This is a genomic window from Acinetobacter lwoffii (genome assembly GCF_019048525.1).
In the GTDB taxonomy this organism is placed as follows: domain Bacteria; phylum Pseudomonadota; class Gammaproteobacteria; order Pseudomonadales; family Moraxellaceae; genus Acinetobacter; species Acinetobacter lwoffii_K.
Genome location: NZ_CP077369.1, coordinates 2,425,182 through 2,450,202, shown reverse-complemented (window position 1 = coordinate 2,450,202; position 25,021 = coordinate 2,425,182). Strand labels below are relative to the sequence as shown.

At 43.7% G+C, this 25,021-nt stretch carries 20 protein-coding genes; 16 read left to right on the top strand and 4 right to left on the bottom strand.

Going from position 1 to position 25,021, the window contains the following annotated elements; genetic code table 11:
* The first annotated feature begins 184 nt into the window (after positions 1-184).
* The 6 genes from I6L24_RS11500 (at position 185) to I6L24_RS11475 (ending at position 8,263) form a co-directional block, all read left to right on the top strand.
* A complete protein-coding gene (locus I6L24_RS11500) occupies positions 185-1,339 on the top strand; it encodes an acyl-CoA dehydrogenase family protein (protein ID WP_216986031.1) in 1,155 nt (384 codons plus the stop codon).
* 31 nt (positions 1,340-1,370) lie between these two features.
* Positions 1,371-2,570 carry an acyl-CoA dehydrogenase gene (locus I6L24_RS11495; protein ID WP_005096909.1) on the top strand — a complete coding sequence of 400 codons (1,200 nt, stop codon included), beginning with the start codon at positions 1,371-1,373 and terminating at the stop codon, positions 2,568-2,570.
* A gap of 255 nt (positions 2,571-2,825) precedes the next feature.
* A complete protein-coding gene (locus I6L24_RS11490) occupies positions 2,826-4,106 on the top strand; it encodes an MFS transporter (protein WP_180180723.1) in 1,281 nt (426 codons plus the stop codon).
* Between the two features lie 40 nt (positions 4,107-4,146).
* Entirely contained in the window at positions 4,147-4,818 is a 672-nt protein-coding gene (locus I6L24_RS11485; protein ID WP_216986030.1) for a 3-oxoacid CoA-transferase subunit A, read from the top strand.
* Entirely contained in the window at positions 4,818-5,477 is a 660-nt protein-coding gene (locus tag I6L24_RS11480) for a 3-oxoacid CoA-transferase subunit B (protein ID WP_086044822.1), read from the top strand. The genes I6L24_RS11485 and I6L24_RS11480 overlap by 1 nt, the downstream gene beginning before the upstream one ends.
* A gap of 206 nt (positions 5,478-5,683) precedes the next feature.
* Positions 5,684-8,263 (top strand): bifunctional diguanylate cyclase/phosphodiesterase, encoded by a 2,580-nt coding sequence (locus I6L24_RS11475; protein WP_216986029.1) that lies wholly within the window; start codon positions 5,684-5,686, stop codon positions 8,261-8,263.
* Between the two features lie 173 nt (positions 8,264-8,436).
* On the opposite strand, the gene I6L24_RS11470 is transcribed toward I6L24_RS11475, so the two are convergent.
* The 3 genes from I6L24_RS11470 to I6L24_RS11460 form a co-directional block, all read right to left on the bottom strand.
* Positions 8,437-9,636: an MFS transporter gene (locus tag I6L24_RS11470; RefSeq protein WP_191112372.1), complete on the bottom strand. Its 1,200-nt coding sequence runs from the start codon at positions 9,634-9,636 to the stop codon at positions 8,437-8,439.
* Between the two features lie 17 nt (positions 9,637-9,653).
* A complete protein-coding gene (locus I6L24_RS11465) occupies positions 9,654-10,919 on the bottom strand; it encodes a DcaP family trimeric outer membrane transporter (RefSeq protein ID WP_216986028.1) in 1,266 nt (421 codons plus the stop codon).
* A 117-nt stretch (positions 10,920-11,036) separates the two neighbouring features.
* A complete protein-coding gene (locus I6L24_RS11460) occupies positions 11,037-12,335 on the bottom strand; it encodes an MFS transporter (protein WP_004280309.1) in 1,299 nt (432 codons plus the stop codon).
* A 456-nt stretch (positions 12,336-12,791) separates the two neighbouring features.
* Between I6L24_RS11460 and I6L24_RS11455 the strand changes: the two genes are divergently transcribed.
* The 3 genes from I6L24_RS11455 to I6L24_RS11445 are packed head-to-tail and all read left to right on the top strand — an operon-like array spanning position 12,792 to position 16,325.
* Positions 12,792-13,565, top strand: a complete 774-nt coding sequence (locus I6L24_RS11455; protein ID WP_004646965.1) for an enoyl-CoA hydratase — start codon at positions 12,792-12,794, stop codon at positions 13,563-13,565.
* Between the two features lie 2 nt (positions 13,566-13,567).
* Positions 13,568-15,088 (top strand): 3-hydroxyacyl-CoA dehydrogenase, encoded by a 1,521-nt coding sequence (locus I6L24_RS11450; RefSeq protein WP_004646964.1) that lies wholly within the window; start codon positions 13,568-13,570, stop codon positions 15,086-15,088.
* Between the two features lie 25 nt (positions 15,089-15,113).
* The gene (locus I6L24_RS11445) at positions 15,114-16,325 is read left to right on the top strand and encodes a 3-oxoadipyl-CoA thiolase (protein ID WP_004646962.1); all 1,212 of its coding nucleotides are present in this window, start codon (positions 15,114-15,116) and stop codon (positions 16,323-16,325) included.
* Between the two features lie 120 nt (positions 16,326-16,445).
* Here I6L24_RS11445 and I6L24_RS11440 read toward each other — a convergent pair whose 3' ends face one another.
* Complete coding sequence (locus tag I6L24_RS11440; RefSeq protein ID WP_004646960.1) at positions 16,446-16,883, bottom strand: PaaI family thioesterase; 438 nt, start codon at positions 16,881-16,883, stop codon at positions 16,446-16,448.
* Between the two features lie 110 nt (positions 16,884-16,993).
* Here I6L24_RS11440 and I6L24_RS11435 point away from each other — a divergent pair, with 110 nt between their 5' ends.
* From I6L24_RS11435 to I6L24_RS11405, 7 genes are all read left to right on the top strand, one after another.
* Positions 16,994-17,749, top strand: coding sequence for a class II aldolase/adducin family protein (locus I6L24_RS11435; protein WP_004646958.1), 756 nt, complete (start codon positions 16,994-16,996; stop codon positions 17,747-17,749).
* Positions 17,746-18,669, top strand: a complete 924-nt coding sequence (locus I6L24_RS11430) for a 2-hydroxyacid dehydrogenase (protein WP_216986027.1) — start codon at positions 17,746-17,748, stop codon at positions 18,667-18,669. Before I6L24_RS11435 ends, I6L24_RS11430 begins: the two co-directional genes overlap by 4 nt.
* Before the next feature lie 37 nt (positions 18,670-18,706).
* On the top strand, positions 18,707-19,495 hold the full coding sequence (locus tag I6L24_RS11425; protein ID WP_216986026.1) for an enoyl-CoA hydratase-related protein: 789 nt from the start codon (positions 18,707-18,709) through the stop codon (positions 19,493-19,495).
* Positions 19,496-19,506: 11 nt separating this feature from the next.
* On the top strand, positions 19,507-20,487 hold the full coding sequence (locus I6L24_RS11420; RefSeq protein ID WP_005096900.1) for an NAD(P)H-dependent flavin oxidoreductase: 981 nt from the start codon (positions 19,507-19,509) through the stop codon (positions 20,485-20,487).
* Between the two features lie 210 nt (positions 20,488-20,697).
* Positions 20,698-22,500, top strand: a complete 1,803-nt coding sequence (locus tag I6L24_RS11415) for an acyl-CoA dehydrogenase C-terminal domain-containing protein (protein WP_004646953.1) — start codon at positions 20,698-20,700, stop codon at positions 22,498-22,500.
* A gap of 129 nt (positions 22,501-22,629) precedes the next feature.
* On the top strand, positions 22,630-23,469 hold the full coding sequence (locus I6L24_RS11410) for an alpha/beta fold hydrolase (protein WP_004646952.1): 840 nt from the start codon (positions 22,630-22,632) through the stop codon (positions 23,467-23,469).
* A 12-nt stretch (positions 23,470-23,481) separates the two neighbouring features.
* Positions 23,482-24,978, top strand: a complete 1,497-nt coding sequence (locus I6L24_RS11405; RefSeq protein WP_216986025.1) for a flavin-containing monooxygenase — start codon at positions 23,482-23,484, stop codon at positions 24,976-24,978.
* The last annotated feature ends 43 nt before the right edge of the window (positions 24,979-25,021 follow it).

The following is a 25,021-nucleotide window of genomic DNA, read 5'->3' as shown; positions in this document are numbered from 1 at the left end:
TCGTGAAATTAAATATTAAACACAAATCAACTGGAATACCAGAAAAATTTCATTTTTTAGTTAAAATATAAAATTTTTAATAATTTCACTTGCTCAAAATGATTTTATATGATTATTTATTTCGTAATACGAAACAAAAATAAGGGTAAAGGAATTTACCTAAATTATATCCATGGAGATTCATATGATTCGTGATCCGGAAATGCTAGACCAACTTCTGTCAACGATTCGCGATTTTGTAAAAAATGAACTGGTGCCTCTTGAGCATGAAGTAGAAGAGAACAATGCCATTCCTGAACATATTGTGGAACAGATGAAAGAGCTGGGCTTGTTTGGCCTGACGATTCCTGAAGAATATGGTGGTTTAGGCATTACCATGGAAGAAGAAATTCTGGTCGCGATGGAATTGGGCCATACATCGGCTGCCTTTCGCTCTTTAATTGGTACTAACAACGGCATTGGCTCAAGCGGCATCATTATCGACGGTACAGAAGAGCAAAAACAGAAATATTTACCGCGTTATGCAACGGGCGAAATTATTGGTTCATTCTGTTTGACCGAACCGGATTCCGGCTCAGACGCTGCTGCTTTAAAAACCAGTGCAGTCAAATACGGCGATTATTATATTTTAAACGGAACTAAACGCTTCATCACCAATGCACCACGTGCCACGACATTTACCGTGATGGCACGTACCAATCAAGAGATTAAAGGTGCGAGCGGTATTTCAGCATTTCTAGTTGAAGCAGGTACACCTGGTTTAAGCCTAGGTAAAATTGACAAGAAAATGGGCCAACATGGTTCCTATACCTGTGATGTAATTTTTGATAACTGTAAAGTGCATAAAGATCAGCTGATTGGCGGTGTAGAAGGGATCGGCTTTAAAACAGCAATGCGCGTTCTGGATAAGGGCCGTCTGCACATTGCTGGTTATAGCGTCGGCATGGCTGAGCGTATGTTGGAAGACGCACTCAACTATGCAGTGGAGCGCAAACAGTTTGGCCAGCCCATTGCGAATTTCCAGCTAATCCAAGGTATGTTGGCAGACTCCAAAGCCGAGATTTATGCAGCCAAATGTATGGTGCTGGATGCTGCGCGTCTACGTGATGCTGGCCAAAATGTTACGACTGAAGCCTCTTGTGCCAAAATGTTTGCAACTGAAATGTGTGGTCGAGTTGCTGATCGCTGTTTGCAGATTCATGGTGGAGCGGGTTATATCAGTGAATATTCAATTGAACGTTTCTACCGTGATGTGCGTCTGTTCCGTTTATATGAAGGAACCACACAAATCCAGCAAATTATTATTGCGCGTGAAATGATTAAACAAGCAACCGCCTAATCTCATAATTTTAAAATAAGGAAATATTAAAATGACGACAAAAATTAGATTTGATTGGCAAGACCCGTTTTTAATAGAACAGCAACTGACATCAGAAGAGCGCATGATTCGCGATGCAGCGGCAGCGTACTGTCAAGACAAACTGATGCCGCGTGTACTGGAACAGTTCCGTCATGAAAAAACCGATCCGGCTATTTTCCGTGAAATGGGAGAACTGGGTTTACTCGGTCCAACCATTCCGGAACAGTACGGCGGTGCAGGTTTAAATTATGTCAGTTATGGTCTGATTGCTCGTGAAGTTGAACGTGTCGATTCAGGTTACCGTTCAATGGCCAGCGTACAAAGCTCTCTGGTGATGGTACCCATTAATGAATTTGGTTCTGAAGAGCAAAAGCAGAAGTATTTACCAAAATTAGCAACCGGTGAGTATATTGGTTGCTTCGGCCTGACCGAGCCGGATCATGGTTCGGATCCGGGCAGCATGATTACCCGTGCCAAAAAAGTCGAGGGTGGTTACCGTTTAACTGGCGCAAAAATGTGGATTACCAACAGCCCGATTGCTGATGTATTTGTAGTTTGGGCCAAAGAAGTATCTGCCGAAGGTAATGTCGGTGACATTCGTGGCTTTATTCTAGAAAAAGGCTGGGAAGGGCTTTCTGCTCCAGCGATTCACGGTAAAGTGGGTCTACGTGCCTCGATCACCGGTGAAATTGTAATGGATAACGTCTTTGTTCCAGAAGAAAATGCATTTCCGGAAGTTCGTGGTTTAAAAGGGCCTTTTACTTGCTTGAATAGTGCGCGTTACGGGATTGCATGGGGTGCCATGGGAGCTGCAGAATTCTGCTGGCATACCGCACATCAATACACCATGGATCGTAAACAGTTTGGCCGACCACTTGCTGCGAATCAGTTAATTCAGAAAAAACTGGCAGATATGCAAACTGAAATTGCCCTTGGCTTACAGGTGGCTTTACGTTTTGGCCGCATGAAAGATGAGGGCATTGCGTCAGTTGAAGGTACGTCTTTAATTAAGCGTAATAACTGCGGCAAGGCGCTGGATATTGCCCGTTTGGCCCGTGACATGATGGGCGGTAACGGGATTAGCGATGAATTCGGTGTGGCCCGTCATCTGGTTAATCTGGAAGTGGTAAATACCTATGAAGGTACCCATGATGTACATGCCTTGATTTTAGGTCGTGCACAAACCGGAATTGCAGCCTTTTGCAACTAAACCTGAGATCTACCTCTAGCCAGCATTGCTGGCTAGATTGTTTTCGGGGTTAAGAATCGCGGCTTAATCACATCTTTCAATGTATTGCTATGTGATTTCTATAGAGCAACTTTATCAAAAACTTTGAAAATCATTTTTATACCACCTGGTTCAAGCGTGGTAATGATCAGTAAATATTCTATATTTCACCTAAATAATTAAGTGAAATATACGTTTTAAAAAGGCACAGGAGTGCCGAAAAGTAGAAAGAGCATTATGGATACGATCAGTTCACAACAACACCCAGTGGAAGGTGGAAACGAACCCAAGCAAAGAGTCTGGATTCTGGCCTTTATCTTCTCATTTTTGGCATTACTGGTTGATGGTGCTGATATTGCATTATTAGCCTACAGTCTGACCAGTCTGAAACAAGAGTTTTCATTAAGTAATATGCAGGCCGGTGCCTTAGGAAGCTGGACACTTGCAGGCATGGCTATCGGCGGTTTTTTTGGTGGCTGGGCTTGTGACCGTTTTGGCCGGGTTCGTGTGATCGTCATCGCCATCGCATTATTTTCTTCATTAACCTTCTGGCTGGGATTCGTGGAAAGTTATGATCAGTTCAAATGGCTGCGCTTTACGTCTGCGATTGGACTAGGTGCTCTATATATTGCCTGTAATACACTCATGGCAGAGTATGTACCCACCAAATATCGCTCTACAGTATTGGCAACGCTCATGACTGGCTGGACTTTAGGCTCGGTGGTCGCAACTGTTCTGGCTGGATGGCTATTGCCTGAATTTGGCTGGCGATACCTCTATTATATTGCCATTATTCCAATTGTACTGGCCTTCGCGATGTACTTCTTGGTGCCTGAACCGAAAGCTTGGTTAGAAGCACGTCAGGCCCGCCTGGATGCAAAAGCCAGTGGTATTGTTCAGGAAAAACCAAAAAATACTTTTAAAATGATTTTTGAAGATGCACTCAGCCGTCGCATGTTTATCCTCTGGTCCTTCAGTACCGCATTTTTACAGTTTGGCTATTATGGAGTCAGTAACTGGCTACCGGCGTATTTAGAGACTGATCTGGGAATCAAGTTTAAAGAAATGACCATGTATATGATCGGGACTTTCCTGATCATGATGTGTACCAAAGTTATTGCTGGTTTTATCGCTGACCGGATTGGCCGTCGTGCGGTATTTGCTTTCGGCACTATGGGTACTGCAATTTTTATCCCTGTGATTGTCTTTGGTAATACGCCGGATAATATCCTCTGGCTGATGTTATTTTTCGGTTTTCTCTATGGTATTCCATACGGTATTAATGCGACTTACATGACAGAAAGCTTCTCCACCAAAGTGCGTGGAACAGCAGTGGGTGGGGCATATAACGTAGGCCGACTGGGTGCGGTGTTTGCACCTCTTACCATTGGCTATTTTGCTCAAGGAGGCTCAATTGGTACCGGCTTACTGATTATGGGCATTGCCTATTTTCTTTGCGGCCTGATACCCGCTTTCTTTATTAAAGACCGCTTATTTGATCCACAAAAGGCAGATTAATCTGCACTCGTAATATAGATAGAACATGCTAGGAAGCAATATGATGAATAAAATCACGCAGGATATCGAGACGGTACTTAAGCAAATTCCTGATGGTGCACACATTATGACCAGTGGTTTTGGCCTGGCAGGTCAGCCGGTAGAATTAATCGAAGCATTAATTGACTTTGGTCCTAGAGACTTAACCATTATTAACAACAATGCAGCTTCTGGAGATCGTGGTCTAACCAATCTGCTGTTGTCTGGACTGGTTAAAAAAATGATCTGTTCATTTCCACGAGCCAATAACTCAACCGTCTTTGAAGATCTGTATAAAGCCGGAAAAGTTGAGCTGGAACTGGTGCCACAAGGCAATCTGGCCTGCCGTATTCAGGCAGCCGGTGCAGGCTTAGGAGCTGTTTTTACTCCAACCGGTTTTGGTACCAAAATAGCTGAGGGTAAAGAAACCCGTAATATCAATGGAAAAGATTATGTGCTGGAATATCCGATACATGCTGATTATGCCTTGGTTTATGCCAATCAGGCAGATCAGTGGGGCAACTTGACCTACCGTAAGGCAGCACGGAATTTTGGTCCGATCATGGCCAAAGCAGCAAAAACCACCATTGCACAAGTCCATCAAGTTGTGGAACTGGGAGAACTTGATCCAGAGATCATTGTAACGCCAGGAGTTTTTGTACAGCATGTGGTCAAGGTTGGAGATATTAAATAATGAATATTCAAAAACGTAGTCGTGAACAGATTGTAGCTAAAGTTGCACAAGACATTCCAACCGGCTCTTTTGTAAATTTGGGTATTGGTTTACCGACACGCGTGGCAGGTTATTTAAAACCTGAACAAGGAGTAATTCTACACTCGGAAAATGGCGTTTTAGGTTTTGCTGCATTGAGTGATCCTGAACAGGCAGATGATGATCTGATTAACGCCGGCAAAGAACTCGTAAGCATGTTGCAAGGTGGCAGTTTTATGAATTCTGCCGACTCTTTCGATATCATGCGAGGCGGGCATCTGGATATCTGTATCATGGGGGCTTTTCAGGTCGCTATTAATGGTGATCTGGCGAACTGGCATACCGGTAATGCTGATGCTGTACCTGCTGTAGGCGGTGCGATGGATCTGGCAGTGGGTGCTCGCTGTGTCTATGTTTGCATGGAACATGTGACCAAAAACGGTGAGGCAAAAATTGTTGAAGAACTGACTTATCCTCTAACAGGTAAACATTGTGTCAACCGTATTTATACTGATTTGTGTGTGATTGAATTAAAAGACCGACAAGCTCAGGTTATTGAAATAGTGGATGGCTTAAGCTTTGAAGAATTACAACAGCAGACAGGCTGTAAATTAGTGGACAGTCGTCAACAAGCAGCCTAAAAATAAGTCCGCAATATTCTGATTAAGTAAAAGTATAGTTTTAGATCACAGCTTCGGCTGTGATTTTTAAATTTTAGAATTATTATCAAATACACGTAATATTGACCATATTTCCGTATTTTAAAGATATAAATACAAACTTTTGCTAATGATTATTTTAATAATAAGTCTAAAATGTTAACAAGCTAAGGAAGGTGATAGTCTGAATGAATAATGATTGTGATGATCAAGAAATTTTTCATATTTTTAATCTGATTGGTCGCCATACTGAACTTAAGCCTATCCTCGATGTCATTAGCCAGTGGCTTGAATCGCGCATTCCAGATGCGCTTGTCACCATTATGCTCTATCAGGATGACACCCAAACTTTAAATGTTATAAGTGGCAAACAGCACTTTTCAAAAGAGTACTGTAATGCTATTCAAGATTTGAAAATTGGGCCAAATCAAGGATCGTGTGGCGTAGCTGCTTTCTTACGTCAGTTGGTCATTAGTCCGAATTTAATGAAAGACCCAAACTGGCAGTCTTACCGTGCTTTGGTAAATGCAGAAAAATTGTCTAGCTGCTGGTCTATGCCGATTATTAATGCTTCAGATATTTTGTACGGAACGTTTGCCACTTATTATCGAACACCGAAAATACCGACTGAACATCATATTCAGCTTTTACAGCAAGCGGCAAAATTAGTTGCTCTCGCAATTGAGCTTGATCAGGAACGTCAAAAAAGACATGAGCTTAATGAAAAATACAGCTCATTTTATACCTATCATCCAGATATTATTTTTGAACTTGACCTACAGGGACATGTGCTTAATACCAATATTGCTTGCGAAGAAATTACAGGTTTTTCTAAAGCGCAAATCCATGGTCAGCACTATTGTGTCTTCATACCGCCCGAATTCCATGAACTTGCTAACGTTTCATTTTCAGAAGCGGCGCAAGGTAAATCTCAACATTATGAACTTCCAATTTATAATGTTGCAGGGGATATCTTATGGCTGGATCTGACCAATTTACCGATTATTCAAAATCAGAAAGTCACCGGTATTATTGGCATTGCCCGAGATATCACTGTATCGCGTGAAAACAAGGAGGATCTGCGCTTATTAAAACGGGGAGTAGAAGCCAGTCCGAATAGTCTTTTTATTACCGATGTTTCAGAAGAAAGGTTAATCGTGTATGTGAACCCAGCTTTTCTAAAGCTCACCGGTTATACAGCAGCAGAAGTATTAGGACAAAGCTGTTTTTTCTTACAGGGTCCAGATACTGATCCGGATCAGATTGCATTACTCAAGCAAGCGGTCAAAGAACAAAAAGAAATTCAGGTGACTATAAAAAGTTACTGTAAAGATGGCAGCTGGTTCTGGAATCGTTTAACCATAGGTCCTATTTTTGACCAGACAGAAACCTGCACCCATTTTTTGGGGATTCAGGAAGATATTACCCAGCAACGTATTCACGAAGAATATATTCAGCATCAGCATACTCATGATCATTTAACCGGTTTACCGAACCAGCATGCATTCAAACAGATTCTGGAAAATATTTTTGAAGTACAGCACGAGAGCTCACAACCTTTAGTCTTGCTGTATATAGATCTGGACGACTTTAAAAATATCAACGACAGCTTAGGTCATCTGGTGGGTGACCAGATTCTCAAAAGTGTGGGCGAGCGGCTGCAAAAATTTGTTCAAGGCAATAATGTGCTATGCCGCTTTGCTGAAGATGAATTTATTTTACTGCTCTCAGGGACAGATGAGCACACTGAAGTCGAGGCGATCGCCGGAGAAATTCTTGATCTTCTTTCCATGCTGTTTATTGTCGATCAGTACAAAATACATTTAAGTGCCAGTATTGGTATCGTGGCAGATGACAGTTCAATTCATCATTCTTCTGAATTGATTTATCAGTCTGTTTTGGCCATGCAGGAAGCCAAAAGACAAGGTCGTAATATGTGGCAGTGGTATGAAAAAACCAGAATGCAGCCTGTCGCAGAAATAGACTATACGAATCTGCGTCTGGAACTCATGGAAGCGATCAATCAGGAAAATTTTGACCTGTTCTATCAGCCGTTGATTCATCCTGAAACTGGACTGGTAACAGGTGTAGAAGCTTTAATCCGTTGGTGCCATCCACAGCAGGGTTATATTTCCCCAGCGATTTTTATTCCACTTGCAGAAAGAACCGGGCAAATTATTAGCGTAGGTCAATGGGTATTGGAAAAGGCCTGTCTAGATATTGCGGAGTGGAACAAGACGCACAATAGCCAGATCACAGTATCGGTGAATATTTCTCCTTTGCAATTCCGTAGAGCAGGCTTTTTGCAGGTACTTGAACATGCGCTTGAACTCAGTCAATTACCACCGGAATTACTTAAAATTGAAATTACGGAAGGTGTCATCATTAATGGGGCAGATCGAACCATAGAAATTTTGAAAGCAGTGCGTGCTTTAGGTGTACAGGTTGCCATTGATGACTTTGGTACAGGTTATTCGAGTCTCAGTTATCTGCGTCGCTTGCCGATCAATCAAATCAAGTTAGACCGTAGTTTTATTGAAGAGTTGACCCTCGATGGTCAGGATGCTGCGATTGTGCAATCCATTATTCATCTGGCCCATCAGCTGGATTTGGAAGTTGTCGCGGAAGGGGTCGAAACCTTAAGTCAGGCCAGCTTGCTCTATCAACAGGGTTGTGATCTGCTACAAGGCTTCTTTTATGCAAAACCTGCACCTTTAACTGAATTGAAGCCTGCTTATCTTGCAATGGAAAATAGTAAATTGGATTAACTCTAAAAGTTAAGATATCAATATTTTCAACCGCTCTTCAGATAGAAGGGAAACGATAAACAGACCTCAAGAATTTTCCTATTTTATGAGCGTATCATCTCTATAATTTATACTCAGTATAGAAAGTGGAATAAAAAATAGATTTTTAACCCCCCAAAGGTTTTTAACAGTATCTAAGGCTCAGGCTGAATATTGGCTAAATTTCTTTCTTGGTTTAAATCATAATAGTTAATCACAAAGATCAATAGGGCAAAAATAAAACCTAAAATGACGCAGGCAGACCAGCCATAGCTTTTCCATAAATGCAGCGATAAAAATGCACCCAGACCGGCACCAGAAAAATAACAGGTCATATAGATGGCATTAATCCGCGAGCGAGCCTGCATTGAAATTCGATAGACCAGATTCTGGTTCAGGACATGCAAACAGGAAATTCCGAAATAAGCCAGAATCAAGCCCAGGATATAAATCCATAAATAATTTTGGGCAAAGAATAAGGGAATCCAGGCCAGAATCAGTCCGCATGTGGCCAGGTGTGCAATCCATTTTTCCCGATGTCTGCCAATCATTTTACCGGTCCATTGAGAGGACCAGATGCCGACCACACCCACAATACCCATGAGACCAATCTGGAAATCATTAAAATGATAAGGTGCTTCAGCCAGAATAAAAGTCATGGTAGTAAAGATAATACTCAGCATGCCAAAGCCCAAACCTCCGATCATACTACGCCGGATCAGCATGGGTTCTGTTCGGGCAAAGGTAAATAATGAGCGATAAATTTGCAATATATTCATCTGCAACTGGCTCTTGGCGCTCGGCAACTGGAACCACATGGCCAGACTCAGCAGAAGAATTGCACAACCACTAAATAAGTACACCGCATGCCAAGACCATAAAGTAGAAATCAGTCCTGCCACGGTACGGGCAAACAGAATGCCGACCAGAACACCACTCATGAGCAGGCCAACGACTTCGGCACTTTTATCACGTTGCGACAGGCTGGCGGCAAAAGGAATCAGAATCTGGGTGGTGATCGAACAAAAAGAGGCGAGTAGAGTAAAGCCATACAACATATGTAGATTGGTACTGGCTGAAAGCCCAATAAGCGCCAGTCCGGTACAGAACATTAAAATACAGATATACAGCCGTTTTTCGAACAAATCCCCCAAGGGGACAAACAAAAATAACCCGGTGGCATAGCCAATTTGGGTTAGTACTACAGTCCAGCCAGACTGAGCTACACTGATCTGCAGATCCTCTGCAATAGAATAAATCAAGGGCTGGTTAAAATAGTTACAACCTGCGCAGAGTGCGCAGGTCATTGCCATCATGAACATGAAACGGCGTGAAATTTGCCCTTGGGCTGACATCCTTGTCTCCTGAGGCTTTAAAAACTATAGTTGGCAGAGAGGTTGATACGCGAAATATCTGCTTCCTTATTGTCAAAGGTTTCACGCTTGCCATGATGATATTCTGCACCCAAATTAATCTTTGGAACAGGAGAATAGATCACGTTGGCCACATAGTCAGTTAAACGTTTATTGGTTTCAGGATTCGCGCGTGCATAGTCGCTGGAATCATCAAAATCAACAATGCTGGCATTAATACTACTCCGTAGTTTCGGCGTAAATTTATGCGTGAAGCCAATATTTATACTATTGAACTCATTCAGTAAAAGTTCATTATTGGCTGTATCAACCGAATAATCTCCACCCAAGGCAGCGCCATCAGTTGTTGATCCTTGAGTTAAGAAAGCTGCAATACGCTGATCACCGACCATATGGAAATAGTTCCCCTGGATCGAGTTTTGATCATCAAAACGGTAACGTCCACCAAGACCTACACCCCAACCGACTTTTTCAATATCACCTGTATCTGTTTGCGCCTGCTTTTGATTGACAAAGCCTTGAGCTAATAAATGAAGAGGGCCTGATTGATGAACATATTTAGTGGTTAATGCAGGCAAAGCAGAAGAACGATCGCCACCGGCCATATATTCCAGACCGACATTCCAGGTATTTTCTGGATCAAGTTTGAAAGCATAGCTCACCTGAGGCGTACGTAGGACTGATCCACCCAGGAACAAGCTGTAATCGACAGCTTCAGTGCTAATCTCTGGTGTTGACATCAATGACCAGGCCTGACCAAACGTCAAGTTATAGTATTTTAAGTGTGCATGACGGATACGTAATCCACCATCGCCTTTACCATTGTTGGTCCAGAAGTCGGCTTCTAAACGAGCAGAAACATTCGGATTGCCTCCTAGATCTTTGGCCAGGAAACCAATCCGGCTGGCAGCCGCAGTAAAATCGGAACGTACAGAATCTGGTTCAGTAAAAGGTACTTTATTAATCTGGTTAATGGTACGGCCACGGGCTTCAGTAGTACTTTTGAAATCGACTGCACCATCAAAGCGGATCAAGCCATAAACATCGACATTATCTACCATTGAACTCAGCGTTTTAGAGTCTTGCGCTTTGGCTTGTTCCTGCTGGTTCTTTAATGCAAGTTGCGCGGCTTTTTGTTGTTCTAGTTCTGCCTGGATTTGCTTTAACTGTGACTCAAGAAATTGCATACGGTCTTCAGAAGCTTCTGCTGAAAATGCCTGTGCTGAAGCAATACCACATAATGTCGCTAAAACTAATTTTTTCATTTCTTAATCCCTAAAGAAATTTTTAATCCTGAATGAAAGGAGACCTTTCTATACTGACGTGTTGTAAATATTTGAAGTGAGGAAGGCAGCGATTTGACCTGCCTTCCGAAGTAGGGTTTATTCTGCTTTTTGCGGATCGTATAAACGGTCTTTAATAAACAGGGCAGGAATCAAACCGCATAGGAAATATGCTGCACCCATTACCAACAGACCTGTACCGATCGAACCATGCATCGCAAGATAACCAATCGTAATTGGCGCGAAGATTGCACCGATACGACCAATATTGAATGCACCGCCCACCGCTGTACCACGAACACCAGTCGGGAAACTTTCGGTTAGATAGGTTGCATTGATGGCATATGGAATACCGTACAGGAAGCCGAAGATTAGCATCAGTACGCCAATGTTATCGGCATTATGCATATACACCACGACAGGGATAAATAGCGCTGTTCCCATGGTGCCGAAAGCAAACACAATACGGCGACCAATTTTATCAGCAACATAACCTGCAATGATTTTGGCAAAAATCATGGTGATGAATGTACCCACCATATACAGTGCCATTTCTTTAAACTTAATGCCTAATTCAGCTTCAAGATAACTTGGCAACCAGTTACTTACACCGAAGTAACCAAATAACAGGAAACCGGAGCTGAAAGACCACAAGATAAACATCTTGCCATGGGTTTTATCTTTAAGAATGGTGATGTATGGATTACCTTTTTTGGTATCGTTATCCACAATCTGACCAGTTCTTTTCATTTCACGGACACGTTTCCATGATTCTGGCTCTGGCACCATAAAGTGCATCAGGATACCCAAAGCTAATGGAGCAATTGTGATCCAGTACAGCATACGCCAGCCGAACTCAGGAATAATCCAGCCTGAAATCATGGTAATCACCAATGAACCTAAAGTGAAACCAGTCATCAATGTTGCCAGTACAGTAGTACGGTATTTGGTCGGTACGTATTCTGACATCAGGGTATTACAGGCAATATATAAACAGCCTAAACCCAAGCAAGAAAGAGTACGTAAAATTGCAAATTCAGTATAAGACTGAGCAAAACCTGAGTAGGCTGACAAGATCGAGAAGGCGATGGTGGCCAGTACAATGACGCGGACACGTCCAAATTTGTCGCATGCCCATCCACCAATAAAGCCTCCGATCCCCATACCTAAAAGAGAATAACTTCCCAAGGCACCCGCCTGTACAGAAGTCAGGCCCCATTCAGCTTTCAGACTGGTCAGACTAAAAGCCAGAATCCCGATATCTGCACCGTCACAGAGCAAAATCAGAAAAGCAAAGATAAAAGCCGTCATCCAAAGACGTTTTGGTGCCTGTTTAATGGTATCCGTGGAGGAGACATCGGTTTTATTGTCTCCTGTTACGATGGTATCGCTTGTCATTCTTATATCCTCTATATATTAAAAGTAGCATTTCCTCTGCTACCGCTAAATCCATTTTTCTTCCTCACGGAAACATAGTTTTCCTGATTTAACAGACTTGCTCCTGAACGCTACAGCCGCTGTATTTATTATCAGGCTACATTCGATTTTTCACTTTATTACGCTAAATCAAAATCATCTCATTGCTGGAAAATTTGATTTCGTAAATTAATTTTAAGTTCTGCCCTATGGTGATTATTCATTTAAATGGATAATCAGATTGCATTTAAAATATTTAATTCCGTATTGCGAAATCAATTAATCACAAAATAACCATCTGAACAAGAGTTTTTACTCTATTTTTAGTAAAAAATAACTTTTTTGAATTCTGGAGTTAAAAATCCTTGATTTATAGCTTGAGAAACCTTAGTTTTATATAAAATAAAATTTCGCTATACAAAATAAATGGAGATTTTAATGGAACAGGTCGTTCAAGTAGAACAAGTTTCAGCACATGTAGCGATGGTTAAAATTCATCGACCAGAAGCGAAAAATGCCCTGAATACAGAAGTTCGCCAGAAACTTGCGGCGGCATTTTTGCAACTGAATGACGATGAAAATGTACGTGCCATTATTCTTACCGGTGGTGAAACAGATTTCGCAGCAGGTGCCGATCTTAAAGAACTGGCCAATGCAGAAACCATTCAAATGATGCAGCGCCGGACTGAACGTTACTGGCAGGCGATTGCACAGTGTTCAAAACCGGTGATTGCAGCTGTAAACGGTTATGCACTTGGTGGTGGCTGTGAACTGGCGATGCATGCAGATATTATTATTGCCGGGAAAAGCGCCCAGTTTGGTCAGCCTGAAGTGAAAGTGGGTGTCATGCCGGGTGCCGGTGGTACCCAGCGATTATTCCGTGCCGTGGGTAAATTCCATGCGATGCGTATCATCATGACGGGTTGTCTGATACCAGCGCCGGAAGCTTATCAGATTGGCCTAGTGTCTCAAGTAACGGAAGACAGCGAAACCCTTGCAACAGCAATCAAGATGGCTGAAGGTCTGGCAAAAATGCCGCCAATTGCGCTTGAACAAATCAAGGAAGTGGCTTTACTGGCTGAAGATGTGCCATTAAATGCCGGATTAATGCTGGAACGTAAATCTTTCCAGATGCTGTTTTCTTCAGAAGATCAAAAAGAAGGTATGCAAGCCTTTATTGAAAAACGTAAACCAAATTATCAGGGACGATAAGCATGAGTATTCGGATTCAGAAAATCGGCATTATTGGTGTAGGCACGATGGGTGCAGGTATTGCCCAGATCGCGATTCAGTCTGGTCATGATGTGGTACTGTTTGATGCCAAAGAAGGGGCAGCCGAACAGGCACAGGACAAACTGGCCAAAACATTAAATACCTTGGCAGATAAAGGAAAATTCAGCCATGAAAAAGCCGCTGAAGATATTTCTCATCTGTCGACTGCGCAGCAGCTAGAAGACTTGAAAGATTGTGACTTGATTGTTGAAGCGATTATTGAAAATCTGGAAATCAAGCAAAAACTGATGCAGCAACTGGAAGGAATGATAAAACCAGAAGCGATTCTGGCATCCAATACCTCTTCATTGTCGATCAGTGCAATCGCTGCCAACTGTGAGCAGCCAGAACGTGTTGCCGGTTATCACTTCTTTAATCCGGTCCCACTCATGAAAGTGGTCGAAGTGATTGAAGGCTTTAACACCCGTGCTGACATTATTGAAGCATTAACCCAGCTCTCGACTAAAATGGGCCATCGTCCGGTCAAAGCTAAAGATACGCCAGGGTTTATCATTAACCATGCCGGCCGTGCTTTTGGTAGCGAAGCCTATGCAATTCTGAATGAAAATGTCACACCATTTTATGATATTGACAGGATCTACCGTGACGGAATCGGTTTCAAGATGGGGCCGTTTGAATTAGGTGATCTGACCGGTATGGATGTCTCGCACCCGGTGAGTGAATCGATTTATCATCAGTATTATGAAGAAGCACGTTACCGTCCAAGCGTGATTACCCGTCAGCGTTTTATTGCCAAGCAGTTAGGTCGTAAAACCGGTAAAGGTTTTTATGATTACACTTCGGGTAGCAAAGTAGGTGATGTGGCTCCAACCTTGGTTGAAAAGCTGGATCAATATCCATCGGTTTGGTTAGGTACAGAATATAGCGAAGACCGTCAGGCGCTTGAGCAATATCTGCAGCAGTTCAATATTCAGATCGAGCAAACAGAAGCACCTTCAGCAAATGCTTTAATTCTGATTGCCACTTATGGCGAAGATGCAACTTCAGCAGCAGTCCGCTATCAGGTGTCTCCGCAGCAAGTAGTCTGTATTGATCTGCTTTACGGTCTGAATAAACACCGTACTTTAATGCCAACGTTTGTGACCAAAGCTGAACTGATAAAAGCAGCCCAATCGATTTTCAATCTGGATGGTGTGACCGCCAGTGTAATTCAGGAAAGCGTCGGCTTTGTGGCTCAACGTGCTTTGGCAATGATTGTGAATCTCGGCTGTGATATTGCCCAGCAAGGCGTTGCAACGGTGGAAGATATCAATATCGCGGTGAAATTAGGCCTTGGCTATCCATATGGCCCAATTGAGTGGGGGGATGTGCTGGGAGCTGAAAAAATCCTGAAAATTCTGGATCGCATGACTGCGATTACCCGTGACCAGCGTTACCGTCCAAGTCCTTGGTTGCGTCGCCGTGTTCAGCTTGGTCTACCACTTGTTCATACAACACATTAATTAAAAAGTTAAAGGAATAACACTCATGTTAAATGCATATATTTATGATGGTTTACGTTCACCAATCGGTCGTCATGCAGGAAGTCTGGCAAGCGTACGTCCAGATGATCTGGCAGCGACCGTAATTAAAAACCTGCTGGAAAAAACCGGTATTCCGGCAGCAGATGTAGAAGATGTAATCTTTGGGAGTACCAATCAGGCCGGTGAAGACAGCCGTAATGTGGCACGTTTTGCAGCATTGTTAGCGGGTATGCCGGTAACAGTTCCGGGGCAGACGGTAAACCGCTTATGTGCATCAGGTCTCGGTGCTGTGATTGATTCGGCACGTGCCATCACTGCAGGCGAAGGCGAGTTGTACATTGCTGGTGGCGTAGAAAGTATGACCCGCGCGCCTTTTGTGATGGGCAAAGCAGAAAGTGCTTATTCACGTGATGCCAAAATTTATGACACCACGATTGGTACCCGTTTCCCGAACCGTAAATTTACGGATCAGTTTGGCGCGCACAGTATGCCTGAAACAGGTGATAACGTGGCTGAAGAATTCGGTATTAGCCGTGAACAGGCTGACACCTTTGCCGCTGCATCACAGGCAAAATATCAGGCAGCGAAAGAGGCAGGTTTCTTTGAAGGTGAAATTACCCCGATTGAAGTTTCTCAAGGACGCAAATTGCCGCCTAAACAAATTACTGAGGATGAGCATCCACGTGCATCTTCAACATTTGAAGCTTTATCCAAGTTAAAACCGCTATTTGAAGGTGGTGTAGTAACAGCGGGTAATGCATCAGGAATCAATGACGGCGCTGCAGCACTGATTATCGGCAGTGAAAAAGTTCAGGAACAGTATGGCTTAAAACCTTTGGCTCGTATCCTGTCTTCTGCAGCCGCTGGCATTGAGCCACGCATCATGGGTGCAGGCCCAATTGAAGCGATTAAAAAGGCAGTACAACGTGCTGGTTTGACGCTAGACGATATGGATATCATCGAGATTAATGAAGCCTTTGCCAGTCAGGTATTATCTTGCCTGAAAGGTCTGGATGTCGCTTTGGATGATCCGCGTGTTAATCCAAATGGTGGTGCGATTGCCATTGGTCATCCACTGGGCTGTTCGGGTGCGCGTTTGGCTTTAACCGTTGCACGTCAGTTACAGCGTACCGGTAAAAAATATGCCGTGATTAGTCTGTGTATCGGTCTGGGTCAAGGCTTGGCGATGGTGATTGAAAACCCTGAAGCTGCATAACAGCTTAAGTAATCGCCTTAATGCCATGTATATATGATATGCATGGCATTTTTTATTGGGATTTTTTTAAAAATAAAAAAATCCCTGCACATACAGGGATTGATTACATCAGTGTAATGATTACTTACGACCAGTGACTAATAATGTTGCCGACCCAAAGGCATAAACTTTACCTTCTTTATCGATAATTCTGCCTTCTGAGGTCAGTACATTGCGTCCTATCCGGATAACTTCACCAATAGCTGTATAGGTTTCGCCACTTTTCATCGCTTTCAGCATTTTTACATTCAGGTCAATGGTCGAGAAACTAATACCTGCATCTACTGTCGTATGCACGGCAGCGCCAGTGGCACTATCTAGAACCGTCGCACAAAAGCCGCCATGAATTCCACCCTGTAAATTGTAATGGCGCTGATCAGGACGCACCTCATATTCCACATAGTTTTCGCGCACCAAGGTCAGACGCATGGGAATAATTTCACTCATGGCTGAGCTGGGTATTTCCCCATTTTTAATTGCGGTAAGATATTCAAGTCCGTTTAATTGTGATGTGGGCATATCCACTCCTTGTAACGATTTATTTCGCTTTATGAAATAACATTCTGTTTTTCTGGAATTATGATATAACAGATAATGATCGAAATGCTATATTTTTCCAGGATGGAACGATGACAATAAAAAATCTCGTCACAGATGCCGAGTGGCAGGCACGTTGTGAACTCGCAGCGCTTTATCGCATTATCGCGCATTACCGGATGACGGACCTGATTGATACTCACATCAGTTTAAGAGTCCCTGATCAGCCTGACTGTTTTCTGATTAATCAGTATGGTATCGCTTTTGAAAAAATGTGTGCCTCAACGCTGGTCAAGATTAATCATGAAGGGCAAGTGGTAGAAAGCTATGAACAGGACAAGCCGGTGAATATGGCTGGCTTCGTCATCCACTCCGCAATTCATGAAGCACATGCTCATCTGAACTGTGTCATTCATACGCATACCGCAGATGGCATAGCAGTTTCTGCACAGAAACACGGACTTCTTCCCATTTCCCAGCATGCGCTGAAATTTTATCAGCAGGTGGCCTATCACGAATATGAAGGCGTGGCACTGTCAACAGATGAGCAGGAGCGCCTGATTCAGGACCTGGGCGGCCATCGCGCCATGATTTTACGCAATCACGGACTTTTAACGGCTGGCGAAACGATTGCACGGGCTTTTCATGAAATCTATTTTCTGGAACGTGCCTGTCAGGCGCAGGTGAAGGCCTTAAGTGGCGGTGCCGAACTGTATTATCCAGCAGAAGAAGTCCGAATTAAAACTGCCAAGCAGTTCGCAAGTCCTTTAGTTGAACCGATTTTACAGCGTGCCTGGCAGGCCGCTTTGTCTTTGATTGAGCATCAATATACGGAGTATGCATCATGATTGTGATATCCAGTACTGTGCCGAATATTGAAGCAATTCTGGTGAAGTCTTTTCAGAAATATGCACCTGCTGGCAGTTTCTGTACAGTGGACAGCCCGGAAGCTGAACAGGCGACCACTGTTGCTGCCTGGTTTCCAGATCTGGAAAAAGTGCAGCAGCTACCACAGCTTGGTCTGATTCATTCGATTGCTGCAGGGGTCGAACATTTAAATTTAAACGAGATTAGATCTGACCAGTCAGTCTGCCGGGTACTGGATCCACATCATCAAAAAGGCATGTTTGATTATCTGCTCTGGGGCGTGCTGTATTTCCAGCGTTATTTTGACCGCATGATCCAGCAGCAAAAGCAGCAGCTATGGAAACAGTATCGTCAAAGTTATAGCCATCATATCCAGATTGGGATTATGGGCCTTGGCCATATGGGTGGTTATGTGGCAAAACGTTTTGCCGACATGGGCTATCAGGTGTCTGGGTGGTCCAATTCCCCAAAAGAGATTGCTCAGGTGAAAAGCTATGTAGGATCAGAACAGCTTTACGAGTTTTTGGCTCAAAGCCAGATCCTGATTAATCTGCTACCACTCACGGAAGAAAATACCGGCATTCTTTCTGCTGAATTATTTCAGCAGTTGCCTGAACAGGCGGCATTAATTCATGTCGGAAGGGGGCAGCATTTAATTGAGCAGGATCTACTCAATGCACTGGATTCCGGCCAGTTACGTGGTGCAATTATCGACGTATTTGAACAGGAGCCATTAGCTGCTGAACATCCATTCTGGCAGCATGAAAAGATCGTAGTTACGCCACATGTCGCCTCACATGCACCCATGTCTGTGGTAGTGGAACAGATTCTGGAAAATGACCGACGCTTAAATATCGGGCTGGATTTGTGCCATCAGGTAGATGTCAATAAAGGCTATTAATTGTAGGGATACAGGCAAAAAAATAAGGAAATTGATGATGTGGGAAACGATTCAAACTCAGGTTCAGCAAGGCGTCGCAACCTTAAGCTTTAACCGTCCGGATTCACTCAACAGTTTTAACCGGCAAATGCATGAGGAAGTGCAGCAGGTGCTGAAAAACTGGAATACAGATCCGGATATTCGAGTGATTGTGATTCGCGGCAAAGGCCGGGCGTTTTCAGCGGGACAGGATTTAAAAGAACGTGCTGGACAGCTCGGCAATGTGCCTTTACCACCGCAAAGCTCGCTGGCCAAATACTATAATCCCTTGATTAATCTGATCCGCCAGAGTCCCAAACCGGTAATCGCAGCAGTGAATGGTGTGGCTGCTGGTGCAGGTGCCAATATCGCGCTGGCCTGTGATCTGGTCATTGCCAAGGAAAGTGCCCGATTTATTCAGGCTTTTTCTAAAATTGGCTTGATTCCTGATGCCGGTGGCACCTGGATGTTGCCACGTTTAATCGGTTATGCACGTGCCATGGCATTCACTTTTCTGGGGGAACCTGTACATGCCAAAGAGGCTGCTGAAATGGGCATGATCTGGAAAATGCTTCCAGATACAGAATTTGATGCTTATATCGACGACATTGCACAGCAATTAGCTCAACAGCCGACTTATGCGCTGGCTTTAACCAAACAGGCCTTGCAACGCAGTGCTGAAAATAACATGGACCAGCAACTGGAGCTGGAACAAAACCTGCAATATCTGGCTCTGAGCAGTCAGGACTATAAAGAAGGTGTCCAGGCTTTTGTCGAAAAACGCCCTGCACAATTTACCGGATGCTAAGGAGAGCATTTATGAAAATTCAGACCCGTATTACCGAGCTTTTAGGCATTCGCTATCCAATTATCCAGGGTGGCATGATGTGGGTCGGTACCGCAGAAATGGCCAGTGCCGTATCTAATGCAGGTGGCTTGGGAACATTAACGGCATTGACTCAACCGACGCCTGAAGCCTTGGTCAAGGAAATTGCACGCTGCCGAGAAATGACCGATCAGCCTTTTGCGGTCAATCTGACTTTATTGCCCGCTGTGAATCCGCCGCCATATGCAGAATACCGACAGGCGATCATTGAAAGCGGTATCAAAATCGTAGAAACAGCAGGCAACAAGCCACATGAACATATTGAGGCGTTTAAGCAACACGGCATTATTGTCATTCATAAATGTACTTCCGTCCGTCATGCGCTTTCAGCACAAAGAATCGGTGCGGATATCATTTCGATTGATGGTTTTGAATGTGCGGGCCATCCGGGTGAAGACGATATTCCTGGCCTGATTTTAATTCCTGCCGCTGCGGATCAGCTTACTGTGCCGATTGTGGCCAGTGGCGGTTTTGCTGATGGCCGTGGTCTGGTCGCAGCTTTGGCTTTAGGTGCTGAAGGCATCAATATGGGTACACGCTTTTGTGCCACTAAGGAAGCGCCGATCCATTCAAACATCAAACAGTTCTATGTCGATAATGATGAAAGGGCGACACATCTGCTGTATCGACAGTTCAGGAATACTGCCCGTGTTGCCAAAAATGCGGTATCTGATCTTGTGGTGAAAATGAGTGAAGATCCAAACCTGCAATTTGAACAGATTCGTCCCTATGTCAGCGGTTTAAAAGGCAAGCTCGCTTTAGAAAATGGCGATATTGATGCTGGTGTACTGACTGCAGGTCAAGTGATGGGATTGATTCATGACATTCCGACTTGTCAGGCGCTGATCGAAAATATCATGCAGGAGGCAGAGCAGATTGTTCAGCAACGTTTAGCTCAATTTTTTCCACGTTAATCAACTTTAGTGAAGTCGCTGAATAGAAAAGCCATTCCACTATGAATGGCTTTTTTCATCCTGTATATTTTTTATTTTTAAATGAGAAATTTCATCGAATGACTAGATTTTATTCTTTAAATTATATTATAGTGGATTTAAAACATAATTTCGTATTATGAAATTAATTGTCATAAATATACAAATTAGAACTCATACAAGGGAATTACGATGAGAAATTATATTGCGCCATTAAAAGACATGAAGTTTGTCCTGAAAGACCTGTTAAACGTTGAACAGAAATATCAGGGCTATGCAAAATTCGCTGACAAGGTTTCTATGGATATTATGGAGCAATATCTGGAAGTCGCTGCGGACTTTTGCCAAAACGAACTTCTACCGATTAATGCGACAGGCGACCAGCAGGGTTGCCGTTTGCAGGATGGCGTCGTAACCACCCCGGATGGGTTTAAAGCAGCTTATGACAAATATGTAGAACTCGGCTTTACCTCATTAACTGGTGACGAAGCATATGGCGGTCAGGGCTTCCCGACCTTATACCGTATTGCCATTTCTGAAATTATTACCGCAACGAACTGGTCTTGGGGCATGTACCCAGGCCTGTCCCATGGTGCCATGCGTACTTTAGAGCACCACGGTAGCGATGAACAGAAACAGAAGTTTCTGGTACCTTTAATTGCAGGCCGCTGGACTGGAACCATGTGCTTGACTGAATCTCATGCCGGTTCTGACCTAGGTTTAATCCGTACCAAAGCAGTGCCAAATGAAGACGGCAGCTATAGCATCAGTGGCGAGAAAATCTTTATCTCAGCCGGTGAACATGATCTGGCTGAAAATATCGTGCATATCGTATTGGCACGTTTGCCAGATGCACCTGCGGGAACCAAAGGTATTTCGCTGTTTATTGTGCCGAAATACAATCTGGATGAAGCTGGTAATGTGGCTTCCCGTAATGGCGTGGTATGTAGCGCTCTTGAACACAAGATGGGCATTCACGGTAACGCGACCTGTGTGCTGAATTTTGATAATGCCAAAGGTTTCCTGATTGGGCCTGAAAATCGCGGCCTAAACTGCATGTTTACCTTTATGAACTCGGCACGTATCGGTACAGCCATTCAAGGCTTGGCAGCAGCAGAGTCTTCTTACCAGGGGGCATTGGCTTATGCCAAAGACCGTCTGGCGATGCGTTCACTTGAAGGTGCGAAAGCGCCAGACCAGCCTGCAGATCCGATTATCGTGCATCCGGCTGTACGTAACATGCTGCTGACTCAAAAGGTGTTTGCAGAAGGTTCACGTGCACTTGCATATTATCTGGCGACCTATGCCGATATCGCTGAAGCCACTGACAGCCCGGAAGAAAAGAAAGCAGCTGAAGACCGTCTGGCATTATTAACGCCAATTGCCAAAGCATTAATGACTGAAACCGGCATAGAAGCAGCTAAACATGGTATGCAGATTTTCGGTGGTCACGGTTATATTGCTGAACATGGCATGGAACAGATTGCCCGTGATGCACGTATTGCCAGCCTCTATGAAGGAACTACTGAAATTCAGTCCATTGACTTGCTGGCGCGTAAAGTGCTGGGCTCAAAATTGGGTCTGTTGACCGCATTAACCGAGGAAATTCAAGGCTTTGTAAAAGAACATCAACAACATGCCCAGTTTAGCCAGCAAGTTGCACAAGTCAGCCAGTTGACTGAACAATGGCTGGAATTAACCAGAACCATTCAGGAGCAGGCTCAGCAGTCTGCCAATGAAATTGGGGCAGCATCAGTTGACTACCTATATTTCTCTGGTTATGTCGTGTCCGCTTATCTGTGGCTGAAAATGGCAATTACTGCGCAGCAGAAAATTGAAGAAGGTAATACTGATCCGTTCTATGCAGCCAAGATCAAAACTGCACAATTCTTCTTTGCACGTATTTTGCCAAGAACTTCAACCCACTTTGCCAATATTCAGGCAGGTGGTGAAAGCCTGTTTTTACTTGAACCTGAAGAGTTCAAATTCGATTAAACCTTTTGACCCACGATACTCGTGTCGTGGGTCTTTTTTTAATAATTTTTGCATCCTAACCTCATTCAAATATTGAGAGTTATTCTTCGGTATTGAATAAACCATAAAATAACAAGATCAGGAGTCTATATGGATTTAGACATGATTACTCAACAGTGTCCTTATGCTGATCTGCAGCTTACTTTTCATGAAGTCGGACAGCGTTCTGCATTTCCCACCATTATTCTGATTCATGGCACCGGTGGAAATACCGACAAGCATTTCAGTTATATTTTTCCGATGCTGGGTATTCATCAACGGGTTTTATCCATTGATTTACATACCCCCGATAAAGCTGATCTAAAGGTGACCGATTTTAGCCAACAAGTTGAAGCACTGATTCAGCATGTGGTTGCAGAAGATGAAACCATTACAGTGGTCGGCTATTCACTCGGTGCAGTGATTGCTGCACAAGTAGCAGCCAGTTTAAAACAGCGCGTAGCGCGTTTGATCCTGTTAGCCGGTTGGGCCAAAACTAGCTCGGTGCAACAACTGCGTACCGTTATCTGGCAACAGTTATTTACTGAACAATCTGCGGCCTTGCCTCATTTTGTCAATTATTGCCTGTATAGCGATGATTATCTGTCTGCACGAAGCGAACAGCAGGTGCTGGATCTGGCACGCTTTGTTAAACCATCCCAAGATGCAGCCAAACAGCGTGAACTGAATTATCGCATTGATATTACATCAGCTTTATCTGACATCTGTGCAGAGACTCTAGTCGTTGCCTGTCGTGAAGACCGCATGGTGCCTGTAGCGCAAGCTAAACTGCTGTTTGCTTCAATTTCGAACAGTCGCTATATCGAAATTTCTTCAGGACATGCGCTCTATGTCGAAGCGCCAGCCGAAGTGGTGCAACTGGTAAACCAGTTTAGCCAGCATCCAGAACAATATCCGGTGAATCAAAAAATCCAGCCTTATATGCCTTAAAGGAGATAAATAATGCAAGCTAAAGGACAGCGCAGCAAGATTCTAATTGTAGGCAGCGGTTTTGGTGGTTTGGGAATGGCAATCCGCCTTAAACAGCAGGGCATCCACGATTTTAAAATCATTGAACGTGCAGCAGAAGTGGGCGGTACTTGGCGTGACAATACCTATCCCGGAGTCGCCTGTGATGTACCTTCCCATTTATATTCTTTCTCGTTTATTAAAAATCCCAACTGGTCGCGTGTCTTTCCACAAGGGGTAGAAATTCAGCGCTATTTAATTCAATGCTGTGATCAGGAAAATATCCGGCCCCATATTAATTTTCATACCCAACTGGAAAAGGCCAGCTGGAATGCACGAGAACGCATCTGGGAAATTCACACCTCTATAGGTCTGTATCAGGCTGAGATTTTAATTACCGCAACCGGGCATCTGGCAGATGAGCATCTCCCGAAAATTCCGGGGCTGGAAGAATTTGAAGGCCAAGTGATGCATTCCGCGCGCTGGAACCACGAGCTGAATCTGGAAAATCAACATGTCGTTGTGGTGGGTTCTGGTGCTTCTGCCATCCAGCTTGTGCCGGAAATTTCCAAAACAGCCAAAAGCCTGACCGTCTTACAACGTAGTGCGCCATATATTTTGCCCCGACCAGACCGACCTTATTCTGAATCAGAAAAACAGCTTTTCCGCAAAGATCCGGACAGTATGTCAGCACTTAGACACTCGTTGTTCTGGGGCAATGAATACAATTTTGCCCAGCGCCGTAATCTGAAAAGCCAGATTGAGCGGGTCAAGAAAAACTGCCTGCAATTCTTAAAACATCAGATTTCAGATACTGAATTACAGCTCAAACTTACGCCGAATTATGAACCTGGTTGTAAGCGCTTATTGCTTTCTAATGATTATTATCCGACTTTTCTAAAACCAAATATCACACTTGAAGACTCAGCATTGGCAGAAGTTACGAAAGACGGTGTATTAAGCCAGGCGGGAAATAAATTTTCTGCAGATATCATCGTATTTGCGACAGGATTTGAAGCGGCGCGTCCACCCTATGCCGCAAAGGTAGTCGGTAAACAGGGTTTAAGTCTGGAACAGCAATGGTCCAGAGGTATGCAGGGTTATCAGTCAACGACCGTACACAACTTTCCAAACCTGTTTATCCTGAATGGGCCAAATACAGGCAGTGGGCATAATTCAGCGCTTTATTTTCTGGAAACCCAGTTTGATCTGATTCTAGATGCCTTGCAATTCTTTGAACAACAAAAAATTCAGGTCTTTGAAGCAGATCAAGAAGCTGAAAATAGCTATATGCAGGAGCTACAGCAACTTTCCCAAGGTAGTGTCTGGTTATCGGAAAGCTGTAAAAGCTGGTATCTGGACCCGGTCAGTCGCAAGCTGACTTTGGTCTGGCCGGATTATGCTCATTCATTTAGGGATAAAAATCAGCATTTTATTCGTAGCGGTTATCACTACGAGTATGTTGAATCGAGACAGCAGAAAGTGGTTTAAAAATATTTGATTAGAATCAAAATTTTATAGTTTAAATAATACA